Annotated in this window: 15 protein-coding genes and 1 pseudogene; 6 read left to right on the forward strand and 10 right to left on the reverse strand. The window is 62.2% G+C overall.

From position 1 onward, the window contains the following. Nucleotides 1–103 precede the first annotated feature (103 nt). The gene (locus BHE01S_RS10380; protein ID WP_042263468.1) at nt 104–856 is read right to left on the reverse strand and encodes a response regulator transcription factor; all 753 of its coding nucleotides are present in this window, start codon (nt 854–856) and stop codon (nt 104–106) included. A gap of 370 nt (nt 857–1,226) precedes the next feature. On the opposite strand from BHE01S_RS10380, the gene BHE01S_RS10385 reads away from it, so the two are divergent. Then, entirely contained in the window at nt 1,227–1,538 is a 312-nt protein-coding gene (locus BHE01S_RS10385; protein WP_042263470.1) for a hypothetical protein, read from the forward strand. 2 nt (nt 1,539–1,540) lie between these two features. On the opposite strand, the gene BHE01S_RS10390 is transcribed toward BHE01S_RS10385, so the two are convergent. Genes BHE01S_RS10390 through hyfB form a run of 6 tightly spaced genes read right to left on the reverse strand, consistent with a single transcriptional unit; the run spans nt 1,541 to nt 8,682 of the window. After that, nucleotides 1,541–2,050 (reverse strand): NADH-quinone oxidoreductase subunit B family protein, encoded by a 510-nt coding sequence (locus BHE01S_RS10390; RefSeq protein WP_042263472.1) that lies wholly within the window; start codon nt 2,048–2,050, stop codon nt 1,541–1,543. Then, on the reverse strand, nt 2,050–3,612 hold the full coding sequence (locus BHE01S_RS10395; RefSeq protein WP_042263474.1) for a hydrogenase large subunit: 1,563 nt from the start codon (nt 3,610–3,612) through the stop codon (nt 2,050–2,052). Before BHE01S_RS10395 ends, BHE01S_RS10390 begins: the two co-directional genes overlap by 1 nt. 3 nt (nt 3,613–3,615) lie before the next feature. Continuing rightward, nucleotides 3,616–5,079: a hydrogenase 4 subunit F gene (locus BHE01S_RS10400; RefSeq protein ID WP_042263475.1), complete on the reverse strand. Its 1,464-nt coding sequence runs from the start codon at nt 5,077–5,079 to the stop codon at nt 3,616–3,618. Beyond that, nucleotides 5,072–5,731, reverse strand: a complete 660-nt coding sequence (locus BHE01S_RS10405; RefSeq protein WP_042263477.1) for a formate hydrogenlyase — start codon at nt 5,729–5,731, stop codon at nt 5,072–5,074. Before BHE01S_RS10405 ends, BHE01S_RS10400 begins: the two co-directional genes overlap by 8 nt. Then, entirely contained in the window at nt 5,732–6,682 is a 951-nt protein-coding gene (locus BHE01S_RS10410) for a respiratory chain complex I subunit 1 family protein (RefSeq protein ID WP_042263479.1), read from the reverse strand. It lies immediately after the preceding gene. After that, nucleotides 6,676–8,682 carry a hydrogenase 4 subunit B gene (gene hyfB / locus BHE01S_RS10415; protein WP_042263481.1) on the reverse strand — a complete coding sequence of 669 codons (2,007 nt, stop codon included), beginning with the start codon at nt 8,680–8,682 and terminating at the stop codon, nt 6,676–6,678. The genes BHE01S_RS10410 and hyfB overlap by 7 nt, the downstream gene beginning before the upstream one ends. A 318-nt stretch (nt 8,683–9,000) precedes the next feature. On the opposite strand from hyfB, the gene BHE01S_RS10420 reads away from it, so the two are divergent. Further along, nucleotides 9,001–9,198, forward strand: coding sequence for a ribbon-helix-helix protein, CopG family (locus BHE01S_RS10420; RefSeq protein ID WP_042263483.1), 198 nt, complete (start codon nt 9,001–9,003; stop codon nt 9,196–9,198). A 48-nt stretch (nt 9,199–9,246) separates the two neighbouring features. Here the strand turns inward: BHE01S_RS10420 and BHE01S_RS10425 are convergent, their stop codons facing one another. After that, nucleotides 9,247–10,083 (reverse strand): fused MFS/spermidine synthase, encoded by an 837-nt coding sequence (locus tag BHE01S_RS10425; RefSeq protein ID WP_042263484.1) that lies wholly within the window; start codon nt 10,081–10,083, stop codon nt 9,247–9,249. A 111-nt stretch (nt 10,084–10,194) separates the two neighbouring features. Then, nucleotides 10,195–10,287: pseudogene (locus BHE01S_RS36605) on the reverse strand (zinc ribbon domain-containing protein YjdM); the annotation flags it as partial. Between the two features lie 181 nt (nt 10,288–10,468). Between BHE01S_RS36605 and BHE01S_RS10430 the strand changes: the two are divergent. Next, nucleotides 10,469–10,915, forward strand: coding sequence for a hypothetical protein (locus tag BHE01S_RS10430; protein WP_042263487.1), 447 nt, complete (start codon nt 10,469–10,471; stop codon nt 10,913–10,915). A 136-nt stretch (nt 10,916–11,051) separates the two neighbouring features. After that, complete coding sequence (locus BHE01S_RS36610; RefSeq protein ID WP_084068732.1) at nt 11,052–11,273, forward strand: hypothetical protein; 222 nt, start codon at nt 11,052–11,054, stop codon at nt 11,271–11,273. 188 nt (nt 11,274–11,461) lie between these two features. Here the strand turns inward: BHE01S_RS36610 and BHE01S_RS10435 are convergent, their stop codons facing one another. Continuing rightward, nucleotides 11,462–12,376, reverse strand: a complete 915-nt coding sequence (locus tag BHE01S_RS10435; protein ID WP_042263489.1) for a LysR family transcriptional regulator — start codon at nt 12,374–12,376, stop codon at nt 11,462–11,464. Nucleotides 12,377–12,536: 160 nt separating this feature from the next. On the opposite strand from BHE01S_RS10435, the gene BHE01S_RS10440 reads away from it, so the two are divergent. Continuing rightward, the gene (locus BHE01S_RS10440; RefSeq protein ID WP_042263491.1) at nt 12,537–14,039 is read left to right on the forward strand and encodes an acetyl-CoA hydrolase/transferase family protein; all 1,503 of its coding nucleotides are present in this window, start codon (nt 12,537–12,539) and stop codon (nt 14,037–14,039) included. A 50-nt stretch (nt 14,040–14,089) separates the two neighbouring features. Then, nucleotides 14,090–15,088 carry a LysR family transcriptional regulator gene (locus tag BHE01S_RS10445; protein ID WP_042263492.1) on the forward strand — a complete coding sequence of 333 codons (999 nt, stop codon included), beginning with the start codon at nt 14,090–14,092 and terminating at the stop codon, nt 15,086–15,088. Nucleotides 15,089–15,121: the final 33 nt, after the last annotated feature.

Below are 15,121 nucleotides of genomic sequence, written 5' to 3' on the forward strand. Positions count from 1 at the left end.
AGTGGGACGAACAGAGTCGAGCCGACTTTATTCCGACGACGCCGATCGATTTGAAATGGCACGTCGTCCTGGAGCATCGGTCAGGGAAATCAGGGCGCACCCGTTATCGAGGCGGTGAGATTCGGCGTTTGGAAGCGCAAGCGGCACCGGGACGTTGACTGGTATCCGACTGGAAAACATATCCTGCGCCACGCACGGTACGGATGGAACTCGAACCCGCCAGGTCGCCGAGCCTGGAGCGTAACTGCCGGATGTGAACTTCGATCAGGTTCGTGCCTGGATCGAAGTGTCGATGCCATAGCACCTCAAGCATTTCGGCGCGCGTGATGACGCGTTCCGGATTGAGCATCATGAATTCGAGTAGCCGGAACTCCATGGGACGCAGTCGCACGCATTTTTCACGGACTGATACGCTGCGCCGGATGCGATCGAGCGTGATGCCGCTGCCGTGAAGCACGGTGCGAGTGGAAGCATCCGAACAATGGCTGCGGCGCGATTCGCGGCGCAGGAGTGCCATGGTGCGAGCGGCGAATTCGTCCCAGTCGAACGGTAGCGACAGATATTCGTCTGCGCCGGAGCGCAGCGCGCTGACACAGCGCTCCACGCTTCCCGCTGCGTCGATGACGATTACCGGCACGGCGACGCCGAGGCTTCGGATCGAAGAAAGCACGGAGAGTCCGTCCAGATCAGGGAGTCTGCGGTTCAGCACCGCCATTCGGTAACCGTTATCGATTAATTTGCCGACGGCCTTCCTGCCGCTTCCTTCGATATCAGCGCCCAGGCCCATTGAGGTCAACGACCTGGTGAGATTTCCGGAAATGACGATGTCCGGTTCGACTAAGAGGACGCGTTCCATGCTGGCCGTGTTGAATGGGTTGCGCTGTGCGCTTGGCATAGGGGGCGACGGCCTGCGTGTACGGAGGCCGTCGTGAGATCCGTTGAAGCAAACGCGTGTCTGCGTCGGCTATTCCCTTCGCGGCCTCAGCTGTTCGACGGCGTGGCGGTCGCGACGCGACGTTGCGCCGTTTGCCTGGAGAAGTATGGTCCAGCGCCGCCGCCGGCGCGTCCGCTGGACAAATCGTATGAACTATCTCGCAGCCAGCGTAGTGGAGAACGCCTCGACGCGTTCAAGCCGCGATTTTTGTGATGTCCATAAGCGGTAGCGTACATAATCGCGCGTCCTTTTCTTATAGGCTCAGGTAGCCAACAAAGACGGGAGTGAGGAAATGGAAAGCGCAATCCGGTATCAGGTTTTTGGCGTCTCCCGACCATCGGAGTCGAGTCTGTTTATCGATTATGTAGCCGGGAGTATCGAGCAACGCCGCGCGGCCATTTTAGGTCTTATATCGCATGGGACAGACGCGGCGTTGAAGGGATGGTGCATGTTTGGACACCTTTCGGATTCCGACGTCTTTGAGATCGAGTCTCTTCCAGATCAGGCGTCTGCGGAAGATGCGGTGCAATTCTGGCGAGCCTACTTCGCATCTCTGGGCGAAGAAATCGTTTCCGCGAAGCACCTGGGTGACGACGCCCGCTGACCCTAACGCGCCCGGCAGGCCGTCAGGATGCCCCGCAGCAGATCGATGGGAGGCGGCGGACATCCAAGGATCGCCACGTCGACCGGCAGGATCGATGAAACGGGCCCACACACTGCATAGCTGCCGGAAAAAATTCCGCCCGTGCACGCGCATTCACCCGCCGCAACAACGAGCTTTGGGGCGGGCGTCGCGTCGTATGCTGCGAGCACCGCCGCCTTCATGTTCAGCGTCACCGGCCCGGTCACGAGCAGCAGGTCGGCATGTCGCGGGCTCGCGACGAACCTGATACCCAGACCTTCGATGTTGTAGTAAGGATTGTTCAACGCGTGGATCTCCAGTTCGCAGCCGTTACAGGAGCCCGCATCAATTTGCCGGATGCACAGCGCGCGCCCGAGGAGATCGAGTATTTCGCGATGAACCTTTTGCTCCTCGTGTCGCCATGCATCTTCTGCTGTCGGCGCCGGTTCGTCCGAATAGCCGGTGCGCGCGAATTGCCGGATAAGCCGCCACATCAGAGATCGTGCCCCGCGTAATTCAGGTTGAACGACTTGTTGATCAACGGGAAATCAGCAACGATGTTACCGATGATCGCGTGCTCGAGTGCGGGCCAGGCCTGCCACGACGGATCGCGGCAGTGGCAGCGCGAAACCACATCGCCCGCGTCGACCTCGAGTGCCACGAACACGTCGCCGCGCCATCCTTCCACCCAGCCCGTCCCGCGCGAAGGTGTGGTTGCCGGCTGCATGTCGACCGCAAGCGGTCCGGCTGGAAGGTTGACCATTAGCGCACGGATCAGGCGCAGGGACTCGTCTATTTCGGCGAAACGCACGGCAACGCGCGCGGCGACGTCGCCCCGCGAATCGCTTGCCGCCTTGACAGTCACTTCGTCATAGGGAGCCGGCTGCAAGGCCGCGCGCACATCGAATGGGTGGCCGCTGGCGCGGGCCGCCATGCCGCGCACGCCGAAATGCCCGGCAACATCGGCAGTCAGGCGGCCCGCGCCGGCAAACCGGTCCTGCAATCCCGACTGGTCCTCGTAGATCTTGCGCATGATGTCGACTTCACGCTCGATATGGTCGCACTGCCTGAGCAATGCCGTAACTGTCTCGGGGCGAATATCGACTACCACACCCCCCGGCACGATCCGGTCCATCAGATATCGATGCGCGAAGGCGTGGGCGTTCATGCGTATCCAGTCTTCCTTGAGTCGCGAGAACTGGGCGATTCCGAAGGCGAACCCCGCATCGTTGCCGAGCGCACCAAGATCGCCCAGATGATTGGCAACGCGCTCCCGTTCCAGCAGGAGGGCGCGTACGTACAGCGCGCGGTTCGGCACCGCGATACCGCATGCCTGCTCGAGCGCCATGCAGTAGGCCCACGAAAATGCAACGGTCGAGTCGCCCGCAATCCGGCCTGCGACCCGCTGGCCGCCGGACGCCGGGGTTCGTTCGAACAGCCGCTCGACACCCCGATGCGCATAGCCGAGACGCTCCTCGAGACGCAGCACCTTTTCCCCGACCACCGAGAAGCGGAAATGCCCCGGCTCGATGATGCCGGCGTGGATCGGCCCGACCGCGATTTCGTGAACGCCGTCTCCCGCGACCTGTACGAAGGGGTAATCCGCTTCCCTCGACTCAAATGCTTCGGTGCCGGTGGCCTGTTTTTGCAACGGGAAATAATCGGCCGGCCAGTTGCCGTGATTGAGCCACGGGCGAGTGTCTGACGCGCCGCGGGCCTGCAAGCCGGTGAGTTCGAAGATCGCGCGCTGCATGCGCGCCGCATACGGAAAAATGGCAGCAAGATCAGGGTAGCTCCCGCCGGGATGCGAGCCACGCTGCGTCGCAAGACGTGCCCACAGTATCCCGTCTTCACATTCGTAGGCGGCGTTCGCCGAATCATGCCCTTCGAGCGCTTCGCTGCCCCACATCGCAATGAGCCGGCTGCTTTGCGAGCGCGCCTTGTGTGCGATTTCGAGCCACCGCGCTTCGTTGACGTCGGCGATGACAGCCGGAATCTGTCCCACGGCGTGGAACAGCCCGACCGCGCCTTCGATCTGTGCCGTGTCTAGCCGCATGCTTCAGCCCCCCAGCATCGTCGCGGCCTGGCGATACCACGTTGCCAGGTAAGGCGGTACATAAAGACCGAGCATCAGGCCGAGGCCCAGATGCACGAATACCGGCAGCAGCGCGGGGCGATGCTCGAGCGGTTTTGCCGTCGTCGTTCCACCGAACACCATCCGCTGCACGCGCGCGAAGATTGCCGCAAATGCCACAGCGAGTCCGAGCAGCAGCAAGGGTGCCGTCCAGGGTAGCGTATTCATGGCGGTCGTCAGGATCAGGAACTCGCTTGCAAACACGCCGAACGGAGGCAGACCGAGAATCGCGAGCGCGCCGAGCATCATCCCCCAGCCGACTGTCGGGCTGACCTGCCGCAGCCCGCGAATCCCCTCGATCGCCTGCGTGCCGGCCTTCTGCGCCGCATGGCCGACCGTGAAGAAGATCGCCGACTTGACGAGGGAATGGACGGTCATGTGGAGCAGCCCGGCGAACGTCGCGATCGGGCCACCCAGTCCGAACGCGAAGGTGACCAGTCCCATGTGCTCGATCGAGGACCAGGAGAACAGCCGCTTGACGTCTTTCTGGCGGAACAGCGAGAACGCGGCAATCAGCACCGACACGAGCCCGAATCCGACCAGCAACTGCCCCGGCAGGCCATTGCCCAGCGCGCCGTCGGCGAGCACCTTGCAGCGCAGCACCGCGTACAGCGCGACGTTCAGCAGCAGCCCAGAAAGCACCGCCGAAATGGGCGTCGGGCCTTCGGCATGGGCGTCCGGCAACCAGCTATGCATGGGCACAAGACCGACTTTGGTGCCGTAGCCTACGAGCAGGAACACGAAGGCGATCGATACGATGCCGGGGTCGAGGTGCGTCCTCGCGGCGGCCAGGCTCGTCCAGAGCAGCGCATCGTCGCCGCTCAACTGCCGGCTCGCAGCGAGGTAAAGCAGGATCGTGCCGAACAATGCCTGCGCGATGCCGACGCCGCACAGGATGAAGTACTTCCATGCGGCCTCGAGGCTCGCGGCTGTCCGGTAGACGCTGACGAGCAGCACGGTCGCGAGCGTGGCGGCTTCCATCGCGACCCACAGCACGCCGAGATTGTTGGTCAGCAGCGCCAGCAGCATCGCGAACATGAAGAGCTGGTACATGCTGTGATAGAGCCGCGTGCGCTTTGCGGTCATGCGGCTGCGCGCCTCTTCGACCTGCATGTACGGCCGCGAAAACAGTGACGTCGTCCAGCCGACGAACGCGGTCAGCGCGACGAGGTACACGTTGAGCGGATCGACAAAAAATGTTCGTCCGAACGCAAACGACGGCCCTCGTTCGACGGTGCGCGCGGCGAGCACGAGTGTTGCCGCGAATGTCGCGAAGCTGAAGGCGACGTTCAGGCGACGCGCGACATGGCTGGGTCGTGTGCCTGCCAGACAGGCGGCGGCCAGGAGCGGAATGCCGAGTACGGCGAGCACGACGTGGGCGTCACTCATCCTTGAGTTTCTCGATGTGATGGATGTCCAGGCTGTCGAACTGCTCCCGGATCTGGAACATGAACACGCCCAGAATCAGAAGCCCAACCAGCACGTCCAGCCCGATGCCGAGCTCCACGATCATCGGCATGCCGTTGGTCGCGGCCGTTGCCGCGAAGAACAGCCCGTTCTCCATCGACAGGAAGCCGATCACCTGGGGAATCGCCTTCGCGCGCGTGATCATCGCCATGAACGACAGCAACACGCACGCGAGCGCAATCCCGAGTGTTCCGTGCGCAACCGAGGTCGCGAGCTGGCTGATTGGCGAGGCGACATTAAACGCAATGATCACCAGCACGATGCCAATGAGCATCGTCGTCGGAATGTTGATGAGCGGCTCGACATCGGTCTGGACGTCGAGCCTGCGCACGAGCCGGTACAGGATCCACGGAATCGCGCCGACCTTCAGCACGAGCGTCAGTCCGGCGGACACGTACAGGTGCGCATCTCCCGTCACCCATCCGAGGATCAGGTTCGCCAGCACGAGCGCGACACCCTGCAGCGTATAAAGGTGAATCAGCGAGAGAATGCGGCGCTGGCTCAGCATCGCGAACGACAACGCGAGCAGCACGGCCGCGAGGAAGTTGATGAGTTGCGTTGCGTAACCGTGCATTCATGCCCCCAGCAGAATATGCACGAGCATGCCGATTACCGCGAGCAGGAAAGCGGTGGCGAGAAACTCCGGAACCCTGAAGATCCGCATCTTCGCGTTGGCGGTTTCGACTGCGGCAAGCGTTGCACCGCCCACCATCAGCTTGACGAAGAGCACGGGCAGCGCGAGCAGCAGCGCAAGCGGGTTGCCCGCGCCGGCGATGCCCCACGGTACGAACAGAGCCAGACCGATGCACGAGTACGCGAACAGCTTGAGGCTCGCCGCCCATTCCATCAGCGCGAGGTGCCGCCCCGAATATTCGAGGATCAGCGCCTCATGGATCATCGTCAGCTCGAGATGGGTGGCCGGATTGTCGACGGGCAGACGCGCGTTCTCGGCGAGTGAGACCAGCGTGAACGCAATCCCCGCGAAGGCCAGGCTCGGATAGATCGTGAGCTCGCCCCGACCGAGTGTCGCGACGATGCTCGTGAGCAGTGTCGATTGCGTGATCAGCGAAGTCGAGAACAGGACCATCAGCAGCGCTGGCTCTGCGAGGAACCCGATCAGCATCTCGCGGCGGGCGCCGAGCGTGCCGAACGCGGTGCCGATGTCCATTGCGGCGAGCGACAACGCGGCTCGCGCGAGTGCGAACAGGCCGACGAGCGCGATCGCGTCCGCGGCGGGCGACAGCGGCAGTTCAGTCGACAGCGTCGGCACGATCGCACACGCAAGCGTCATTGCCGCCCAGACGACGTAGGGTGCGCCACGGAACACCGGACTTGCGGTATGCGCGACGACCGATTCCTTGTTGAACAGCTTGTGGAGCATCCGGTACGGCTGCCAGATGGACGGCGCGCGCCGGTTCTGCAGCCGCGCGCGGCACTGGTTGATCCAGCCCGTGAGCAGGGGGGCGCCGGCAAGCGCCACAACGATCTCGAGGGCCTGCGAGATTACGCCGGACAGGCTCACCATCGTTTCACCAGCATCAGGAGCAGGATCAGTACCGCGAAGCTGTAGGTCAGGTACACGGCAATCTTGCCGGTCTGCAGCCGCCCGGCCCATTGCGCCACGCGTAGCGTGAGCGCCGCGATACGGTCGTAGACAATGGACCACGTGCGGTCGGTGACCGACACGCGGTAGACCGGTTGCGCATCGAACGGCGACGGCAACTGCCGCTCGACGCGCAGCAGCGGCGAGAAGATCTCGCGGATCGGCTGCCCGAACCCTTCGGCTGTGTCCTGCATGCGTGCCGTCGTGAACGGAAAGCCACAGCTCCAGGGTGCCGCGCGCCGCAGCCGGCCGTGATAGAAGCGCCGCACCAGGACCCAGGCGAGCGCGCAGCAGGCAACGAAGAACAGCATGAACACGGCGGGCATGTAGCTTGCCCGGGCAGTCGATACCGGCGCGAACAGCAGCCAGCCGTGATGGCTGGCGGCGACGCCGCTCCCGACAAGCGCACGCGTGACCGGGTCCAGTACCTTGACGAACTGCACGGGCATCAGCCCGAGCAGCACGCCGGCCACGGCGAACCAGTAGAACGCGAGCCGCTCCCATGCATTCGCGTCGCGTGCGCGAGCCAGTTTCGCTTCCCTCGGCTGCCCGAGGAACACGATGCCAAAGAACTTGACCATCGTGTACCCGGCGAGCGCCGCCGACATCGCAACCAGCGCAGCCACGATCGGCACCGTCATGGCGAGGACGGAATTCGGCAAGCCCGGCGCGAACAGGAAACTCTGCAGCAGGAGCCACTCCGCGACGAAGCCGCTCAGTGGCGGCAAGCCGGCGCTGGCCGCGACGCCGGCAAGGACGGCCCACGCGGTCCACGGCATGAAGCGGATCAGGCCGCCCAGCCTGCCGAGATTGCGCTCCCCGGTGGCATGCAGTACCGCGCCCGTACCCAGGAACAGCAGACTCTTGAAGGACGCGTGCGCAGCGATCTGGTAGAGCATCGCAGTCAGCGCCAGAGCCGACAGGTGCGGCATCCCGCATGCACGAAACAGCACCGCGAGCCCGAGTGCAGCGATCATCAGGCCAACGTTGTCGATCGACGAATACGCGAGCAGGCGCTTCATGTCCACCTGGATCGTGCTGAACACCACGCCTAGCAGCGTCGTCCCGACGCCGAGCACGAGCAGCAGCACGCCCCACCACGCGATCTGTACGTGCAGCAGGTCGAACACGGTGCGCAGCATGCCGTACAGGCCGACTTTCAGCACGAATCCGCTCAGGAGTGCCGACACGGGCGAGGGCGCCGCCGGATGGGCATCAGGCAGCCAGACATGCAGCGGGAACACGCCCGCCTTGGCGCCGAATCCGGTCAGCGCAAGCAGGAAGGCGAGCGACGCCCAGAAGGCGTCGAGCGACTGCGCGCGCATGTTGGCGAATGTGTAGTCTCCGGTGCGAGCCTGCAGTATGCCGAAGCACAGGAGCAGCGCGAGCGCACCGACGTGGGAAATCAGGAAATACTGGTAGGCGGCGCGACGGATCTCGCCGATGCGGTGGTTGGTCATCACGAGGAACGTCGCGGACAGCGTCAACGTTTCCCAGGCAACCATGAACACGTAGGCGTCGTCGGCGACCAGGACAAGCGCGATGCTTGCGATGCACACGTGATATTCAAAACAGATGAGCCCAGGCGCGGTTCCTTCGCCCTTGCGGAAATAGCCGGCGGAAAAGGCGCCGATTCCCGCGCTGACGACGCCGAGCACGAAGAGGAAATAGCCCGACAGCCGGTCGAGGCGCAGATGGAAGGGAAGACCGGGCAGGCCCACCGGCAGCACCACGGTGGACGGTTCGGCGAAGACGCCGGCAAGACCTGCCGCTCCCAGCAGCAATCCAGCCAGCGCGCCCAGCGGAAACAGACCGTGTGCGACAAGCCGCGTGCGATGCAGAACCCCAAGGCCCAGCGCGCCGACCGTGAGCCAGACAGCCACGACCAGCAGGACGAAATGCACACCAGGCACGCTTGCCATCCGGAATGTCTCCAGTGCGCTCGGATTGGACGGGGGCATGGACCGGGCCCGGCACACCGGGTCGGTCTTGCGCATAATATTACATCGAAAGTTGAATGTGACTGGCAGAGTATGATAATGACGTTATCATGCAAGCCACATGAGGCAACAAAAGTGGGGACTTCCGGTGGGACGTTGACAGGCGCCGTCGGGTTCGGGGGCGTGGATTGCGTGTCGACCTCGCCGGTCGCCATTCCTGCGTGAATCGCTGGCACGGCCATTGGATTTGAGGGCGAGTGTATTATAATCCTATTATCATACTTGTCTTTCCTGCTCCCAATGGAAACGAAAACCGCGCGCCTGACTATCCTGATCGATCCCGCCAAGAAGGAGGCATTGGAGAAGCTCTGTGCCGCGCAGGATCTGACGCCATCGCAGGTTGTCCGGCAGTTGATCCGTGAATATCTCGAACGTCATGGCGTGACCTACAAGACGAAGAGCGCGCTCGGAAAGCGGGTCGGGCGCAGTGCCGACTGAAGCTGACTAACTGAGGTTGACTGAGGTTGACTGAGCCTGCGGGCAGGATCAGGTGCCTTGCTCCCAATGTGCGTGACCGTTTTCGCGCCAGATCAACCGCTTCGGGTCGAGGCTCATGCCGCTCTTCAGGCGTCTGGCAATTGAGGGCAGCCTCAGGTCGTCCGCCCACGCATACGAGAAGGCGCGATCCAGCAGGACGCGCGAAGACGGCAGGCGGCCTCTGCCTTTCCAGGCGAAAACGACGAAATTGCTGTCGTCCGCGCATCGGACCATCGTGTACGAGGAGCCGAACACGGCGTTCAGCCGTTCGACGTAAAGGTCCAGCGCCGGCTCGTCATCGGTAAAGTTGATCGCAAGAACCCCCGTCTTCGTCAGCCGTTCGCGGCACGCAGAGAAAAATGCAATATCCGTGCACTGGCTTGCGATCCCGTTCGACGCGTAGGCGTCGACCAGGATAACGTCTGCTGCAACGCTCTCGTTGCGGATGTAGTCCGCACCATCGGCGCACAGCACCCTGAAGCGTGCGTCGTCGGCAGGAATCCTGAACACATCGCGCAGGGCAATGACTTCGGGATCGATCTCGACCGCGGTGATCTCCACTTCAGGCAGGTGCCGATAACAGTACTTTGCCAGCGAGCCCCCGCCTAGCCCGATCATGCAGATGTGCTGGGGAGCCGGCTGCAGCAGCAGGAATCCCATCATCGTGCGCGTATAGCCGAGCGCGAGCCTGTCCGGCGCACGAAGCGACATGCAACTCTGGGTGGCAAAGTGATCGAAGTGCAGGGACACTGCGTGCTGCGTTTCCAGCACAAATGGTCGCCCGTCATTTAATGGCGTAGAGAGGAACTCGACGAATGCGTCACAGGATGTCTGGTCGCCGTCCATTCTCGATATATCCAGGTAGTCAAACGAGTGCGTGAAACACTGCCGCGTTTCGCGTGGGTGCCGTGCTACAGGTCACGCCTTCTTCAGAATGTCGCTGCGCGCGGACTCCGACCATGCGTGACCGCAGTCCGCGCACACATACCGTGCTCCGTCCGGGTACGTGTTCTCCATCGAGCATTGCGGGCATGCGGAGGCGGCGTTCATTGCGGATTCCCTTGAAACAGTGTCGGGTCAGTCAGGAAAAATAGGGCATACCTCGCCAGGGGGCGATCATCTGAAGATGTACATGCCATTATAATGTAAGACACATAAAATTACTTCCGTATTATAATGATGTTCGCCGCCCTTCAGCGAACTTGCGGGCGGATTCGCTGAGGATGTCGTCATGTTCGATCTGGATGGAGCGTTGCTGTTGCCTGACCGGCGCCTGGTGCGCCTGTGGGAAATAGCGGGAAGCCGGGGGCTGGTCCTGGTGGGAGTCGGGCGCGGCGGCGAACGCGGGTTCCAGATGATGCACCGGTTCCATGACGTCGGCGAGCAGCTCGCGGCAACCGGTATCCACCTGGCCTTCGTCTATCCAAGAGAATCGGCCCGGCACGTGCTGGACGCGATCTCGGTCGCCAGCGCGCGGTTCCGGCGCCATCCGTGGCTCGTCCTGGACATGGACCGCCGTTTTTTTGTGCAGGCGGTGTGGCCCCGATCGCTCGAAGCAGTGCACCTGAACCCCGAAATGAAGCGACTCGCCGGCGCCAGCATCGACCTGCAGGACCCGATGTGGGAAGGCGAACTCAGGTCATTTCTCACAGACTGCCAGATCGATACTTCGTCCTGAAATCGCGTGGAAGCAGCCGTATGCACCGAGACCGGTGCGAGCTCCGACTGGACACGACAGGGCGCGTCGAACTCCGCCCGATGGTAGGGCGCCTGGCAATCCGCAGCGACTACGAGTTAATTTTTTTGGAGGTGCGATGATCGACAACGATACGCCAAATGAGCAAACCATTTCGACGTCTGCAATCTGGGCGCTGGAACGTCTCTCAGAAGTTCGCTATGGGAGAGACGCGCCGGCACTCGGCTGGTCGGTCACGCGGGAATTGATCAGTGCGGGGTACGTTGGCTATCCATCCGGCACGCGCTCCAGTATCACGATTACGGCTTCCGGGCGGGCATTCCTGAAAAGCCGGAAATAGCGGCAAACGTACGACAGCTTGAGTGAATCGTGCTGGCCGCCACGGATTCTGGTGTGCCTCGCCAGATTGAACCCAGCGTATGTGCGTCCAGCGAAACTCAAATTGAATGCCCGGTGCGATGGATCGCGAGGTACAACGCGTTGCACTTGATCACTGTGTTGCCGTCCGACATCGGGTGCCGCCCGAGGCTAGAGCGCACCGACGCGTGCGTGTTTGTCCAGCACCTCGTCGCATATGGCAAGCCACGCGCGTGCAGCGTGTGACATGTAGCGATCCGGCGACCAGATGTGCATGAGTGTCCAGTCGAGAGAAGGCTCGGTCACCCGCGCGAGCGCGAGGTTGCTGACGTCGAGACGCGCGAGAAACGGTTCGGGCAGGAATGTGGTTCCCAGTCCCGCTGCCGCCATGGCCGCGAGAAAGTCCCAGTGACCGCTTCTGGCCACGACATTCGGCTCGATGCCGGATTCGTGAAATGCCGCATGAAGGCGACGGGCCAGGGCAAATCCGTCGTCGAGCAGGATCAGCGGCTGGTCCTTCAGCGCGGCGAGCCTGACTGTCCGACGTCCCGCCCATGGCACTTCGCGCGGCCCCACGGCCCAGATCGTGTAGCGCGCAATCACACGGGTCGCAAGCTTTTCCTGGCTGCTTCCCGGTAACAGCACGGTTGCACCGACTTCCAGTTCCCCCGCAACGACCTTCTGTTCGAGCAACTGTCCACCGTGCTCGGCAAGCCGCAGTTCGAGCTTCGGGTAGCGTTGCTGAAAGGCTCTGACCGCGGCGGGGAAGAAGAGATTGCCCATCGGCGGCATGCCCACGGTGAGCTGGCCCCGGCCCAGTTGTGCGACGTCGGCGACCTCCACTTGCAGTTCGCGAATCACGGACAATGCCTGCAAGCCGCGCTCGTAGACTACACGCCCGACGTCGGTGAGTTGTACGTGTTTGCCATCGCGGATCAGAAGCGGTTGACCGATCTCGTCCTCGAGCTGCCGCACCATCTTGCTGATTGTCGACTGGGTGACAAAGACGGCGGCAGCCGCCTGGGTAAAACTGCCCAGCTGAACGGTTTCCACAAAGTAGCGCAATGCGCGGATATCGATGGCCATGTCCGTAAAGTGATTCCATGAAAAAAACGACTGGACAACATGATATTAAATCACGTTATGCATTGATGAATCTTCACTAAACTTAATATGTATTCAGTTGGATAGGCGCCATTCATCGTACGGATTGTGTCGTATTGGCAGCCAGTCAGAGGAGACAGAAGTGCTTGAGGAGCGGATTCGCCTGGCGCAGCTGCGCGACAGGATTGTGACGGCAGAGGAAGCCGCATCGCTGATTCTTGACGGCATGACCGTTGGCATGAGCGGCTTTGGTGCCGCGGGCGACTGCAAGGCAGTCCCCCTTGCGCTGGCTGCGCGTGCCCGCGAGCAGGCGTTGCGGATCACGCTGATGACGGGCGCATCGGTAGGGTACGAGGTGGACGGGGTACTCGCCGAAGCGGGTGTCATTCGCCGGCGCATGCCGTTTCAGTCGGACAGGACCCTGCGTAACCAGATCAACGCCGGCGAGGCGACGTTCATCGACCTCCACCTGTCGGAAATGGCGGAGCAGTTGCGAGACGGATACCTCGGACCCGTCGACGTCGCCGTGATCGAAGCGGTAGCCGTTAGCGAAGCCGGGATTGTGCCGACGATGTCGGTCGGCAATTCGGCCGTGTTCGCGGCGCTCGCAAAGAAGGTCATCGTCGAGATCAACCTGGAGATGCCGCTCGAGCTCGAAGGGTTGCACGACGTCTATTCGCCGCTGCCTCGTCCCAACCGTGAACCTATTCCGCTTACCAACGCGGCACAGCGAATCGGCCTTCCGTATATTCCTCTGGACCCGCAAAAGATTGCAGCGATCGTCGTCACGCGCAAGGGCGACAGCCCCAACAAGGTTCTTCCCCCGGATGCCGACACCACGCAGATAGCCGGGCACCTGAGCCGTTTTTTCTCGCACGAGGTTCGCGCGGGCCGGCTTGGCCCCTCGCTGCAGCCACTTCAGGCTGGCGTCGGCTCGATCGCGAATGCGGTATTGCATGGGCTGGTCGATTCAGGGTTTCGCGGCCTGAGCATGTATTCCGAGGTGCTTCAGGACGGCGCGATCGAACTGCTCGACGCGGGGTGTGTCGACTTCGCATGTGCATCCGCGATCATGCTGTCCAGCGAATATCAGAAGCGCTTTTTCGAGGGGCTGGGCCGCTACCGGTCGCGCGTCCTGCTGCGGCCGCAGGAGATCAGCAATCATCCGGAAGTCATTCGCCGGCTGGGCGTCATTGCGGTGAACACCGCGCTCGAATGCGACATCTATGGCAACGTGAACTCGACACATGTTGGCGGCACGCACATGATGAACGGCATCGGCGGCTCGGGTGACTTTGCGCGCAATGCGTACCTCTCGGTGTTCGTGACGAAGTCGCTGGCGAAGGATGGCGACATTTCGAGCATCGTACCGATGGTGTCGCACGTCGACCATATCGGACAGGACGTGGACGTCATCGTCACCGAGCACGGATTGGCCGACCTGCGCGGACTCGCACCCCGCGAACGCGCACTGCAGATCATCACGCATTGCGCGGACCCGCTGTACCGGGACGCGCTGCTCGATTACGTGGCAAAGGCGGTGGCGCGCGGCGGACAAACGCCTCATCTGATCGAAGAAGCACTCGCGTGGCACGGACATTTTCGCGAGTACCACAGCATGCGGCCTGAGCGAGCGCTGGCGTAACGACGCGGCCGACGGTGATGTGTGGGACAAGGTGAACGTCTGAAGGTCTGATGGATACGCTACAAAATATGCGGGTATTTGTCCGCGTCGTGGAGGTCAACAGTTTCACAGCGGCAGCGCGATCTTTCTATTCGACTACGGGCGCCATGTCGCGCGCGGTCTCGGAACTGGAGACGCATCTGCGGACACGGCTACTCAACCGCTCGACTCGTCGACTCGCGCTTACGGTTGCCGGAGAACGTTATCTGAAGCGGTGCAAGCAGATTCTTGCGGACGTCGATGGCGCCGAAGAGGAAGCGAGTTGTGCACAGGAGCGACCTGCAGGTGTGTTGCGTATGCACAGTTTCGCGAGCATCGGGCAGCATTACGTGCTGCCGGCAATCTCGCAGTATCGCGCCTTGCATCCCGACGTGACAGTCGAGCTTACGCTCTCGCAGTGCATGCCCGATCTGTTCGAAGCCAGCAGCGATGTGTCGCTGGTGACCGCGATTTCACTGCCGAATTCCGATCTCGTGTCACATCGACTTGGTTCGTCGTGCAGCATCCTGTGCGCATCGCCCGGCTATGTACGTACGCACGGCACGCCGGACACGCCCGCCGATCTCGCTCATCATGACTGCCTGATCCTCAAGACGCCGTCGTCGCCCGCGCACGAATGGACGCTCGAAGGACCGGAAGGCAACGTGGAAATGCACGTGAGTGGACCGGTGCAGGTGAATATCGCAGAATCGCTGGCGGTGGCGATTCGAGAAGGCATGGGGATCGGCACGCTGCCCGTATATACGGCCATTGAGGGTCTGCGAAACGGCACGCTTATGCGCGTCCTGCCGCGCTACATCCTGCAGAAAGTCAACGTTTATGCGCTATATCCGTCACGCAAGTTTGTCGATGCGAAGACGAAGACATGGGTGGGATTCCTGCGCGCGCATATTCCACAAGTGATCGCTCGCGACATGTCCTTGCTGGAGAAACTCACGCCGGAACAACGAGCGGATATGGCGATCATGACGTGTGACGCGCTGGACGCGACGGCATCGGAACCGCGCTGAGGACAGTATCGCTGCAACGCGTCCAGGGCTCCT

Origin of the sequence: Paraburkholderia heleia NBRC 101817, assembly GCF_000739775.1 — a bacterium.
GTDB classification, from domain to species: Bacteria; Pseudomonadota; Gammaproteobacteria; order Burkholderiales; family Burkholderiaceae; genus Paraburkholderia; species Paraburkholderia heleia.

What these genes read in the sequence shown, in the direction of transcription:
- BHE01S_RS10445 (WP_042263492.1), top strand. Translation starts at nt 14,090, where the DNA reads ATGGATACGCTACAAAATATGCGGGTATTTGTCCGCGTCGTGGAGGTC.
- BHE01S_RS10400 (WP_042263475.1), bottom strand. Translation starts at nt 5,079, where the DNA reads ATGAGTGACGCCCACGTCGTGCTCGCCGTACTCGGCATTCCGCTCCTG.
- BHE01S_RS10380 (WP_042263468.1), bottom strand. Translation starts at nt 856, where the DNA reads ATGGAACGCGTCCTCTTAGTCGAACCGGACATCGTCATTTCCGGAAAT.
- BHE01S_RS10405 (WP_042263477.1), bottom strand. Translation starts at nt 5,731, where the DNA reads ATGCACGGTTACGCAACGCAACTCATCAACTTCCTCGCGGCCGTGCTG.
- BHE01S_RS10410 (WP_042263479.1), bottom strand. Translation starts at nt 6,682, where the DNA reads ATGGTGAGCCTGTCCGGCGTAATCTCGCAGGCCCTCGAGATCGTTGTG.
- BHE01S_RS10430 (WP_042263487.1), top strand. Translation starts at nt 10,469, where the DNA reads ATGTTCGATCTGGATGGAGCGTTGCTGTTGCCTGACCGGCGCCTGGTG.
- BHE01S_RS10385 (WP_042263470.1), top strand. Translation starts at nt 1,227, where the DNA reads ATGGAAAGCGCAATCCGGTATCAGGTTTTTGGCGTCTCCCGACCATCG.
- BHE01S_RS10420 (WP_042263483.1), top strand. Translation starts at nt 9,001, where the DNA reads ATGGAAACGAAAACCGCGCGCCTGACTATCCTGATCGATCCCGCCAAG.
- BHE01S_RS10390 (WP_042263472.1), bottom strand. Translation starts at nt 2,050, where the DNA reads ATGTGGCGGCTTATCCGGCAATTCGCGCGCACCGGCTATTCGGACGAA.
- hyfB (WP_042263481.1), bottom strand. Translation starts at nt 8,682, where the DNA reads ATGGCAAGCGTGCCTGGTGTGCATTTCGTCCTGCTGGTCGTGGCTGTC.
- BHE01S_RS10435 (WP_042263489.1), bottom strand. Translation starts at nt 12,376, where the DNA reads ATGGCCATCGATATCCGCGCATTGCGCTACTTTGTGGAAACCGTTCAG.
- BHE01S_RS10425 (WP_042263484.1), bottom strand. Translation starts at nt 10,083, where the DNA reads ATGGACGGCGACCAGACATCCTGTGACGCATTCGTCGAGTTCCTCTCT.
- BHE01S_RS10395 (WP_042263474.1), bottom strand. Translation starts at nt 3,612, where the DNA reads ATGCGGCTAGACACGGCACAGATCGAAGGCGCGGTCGGGCTGTTCCAC.
- BHE01S_RS36610 (WP_084068732.1), top strand. Translation starts at nt 11,052, where the DNA reads ATGATCGACAACGATACGCCAAATGAGCAAACCATTTCGACGTCTGCA.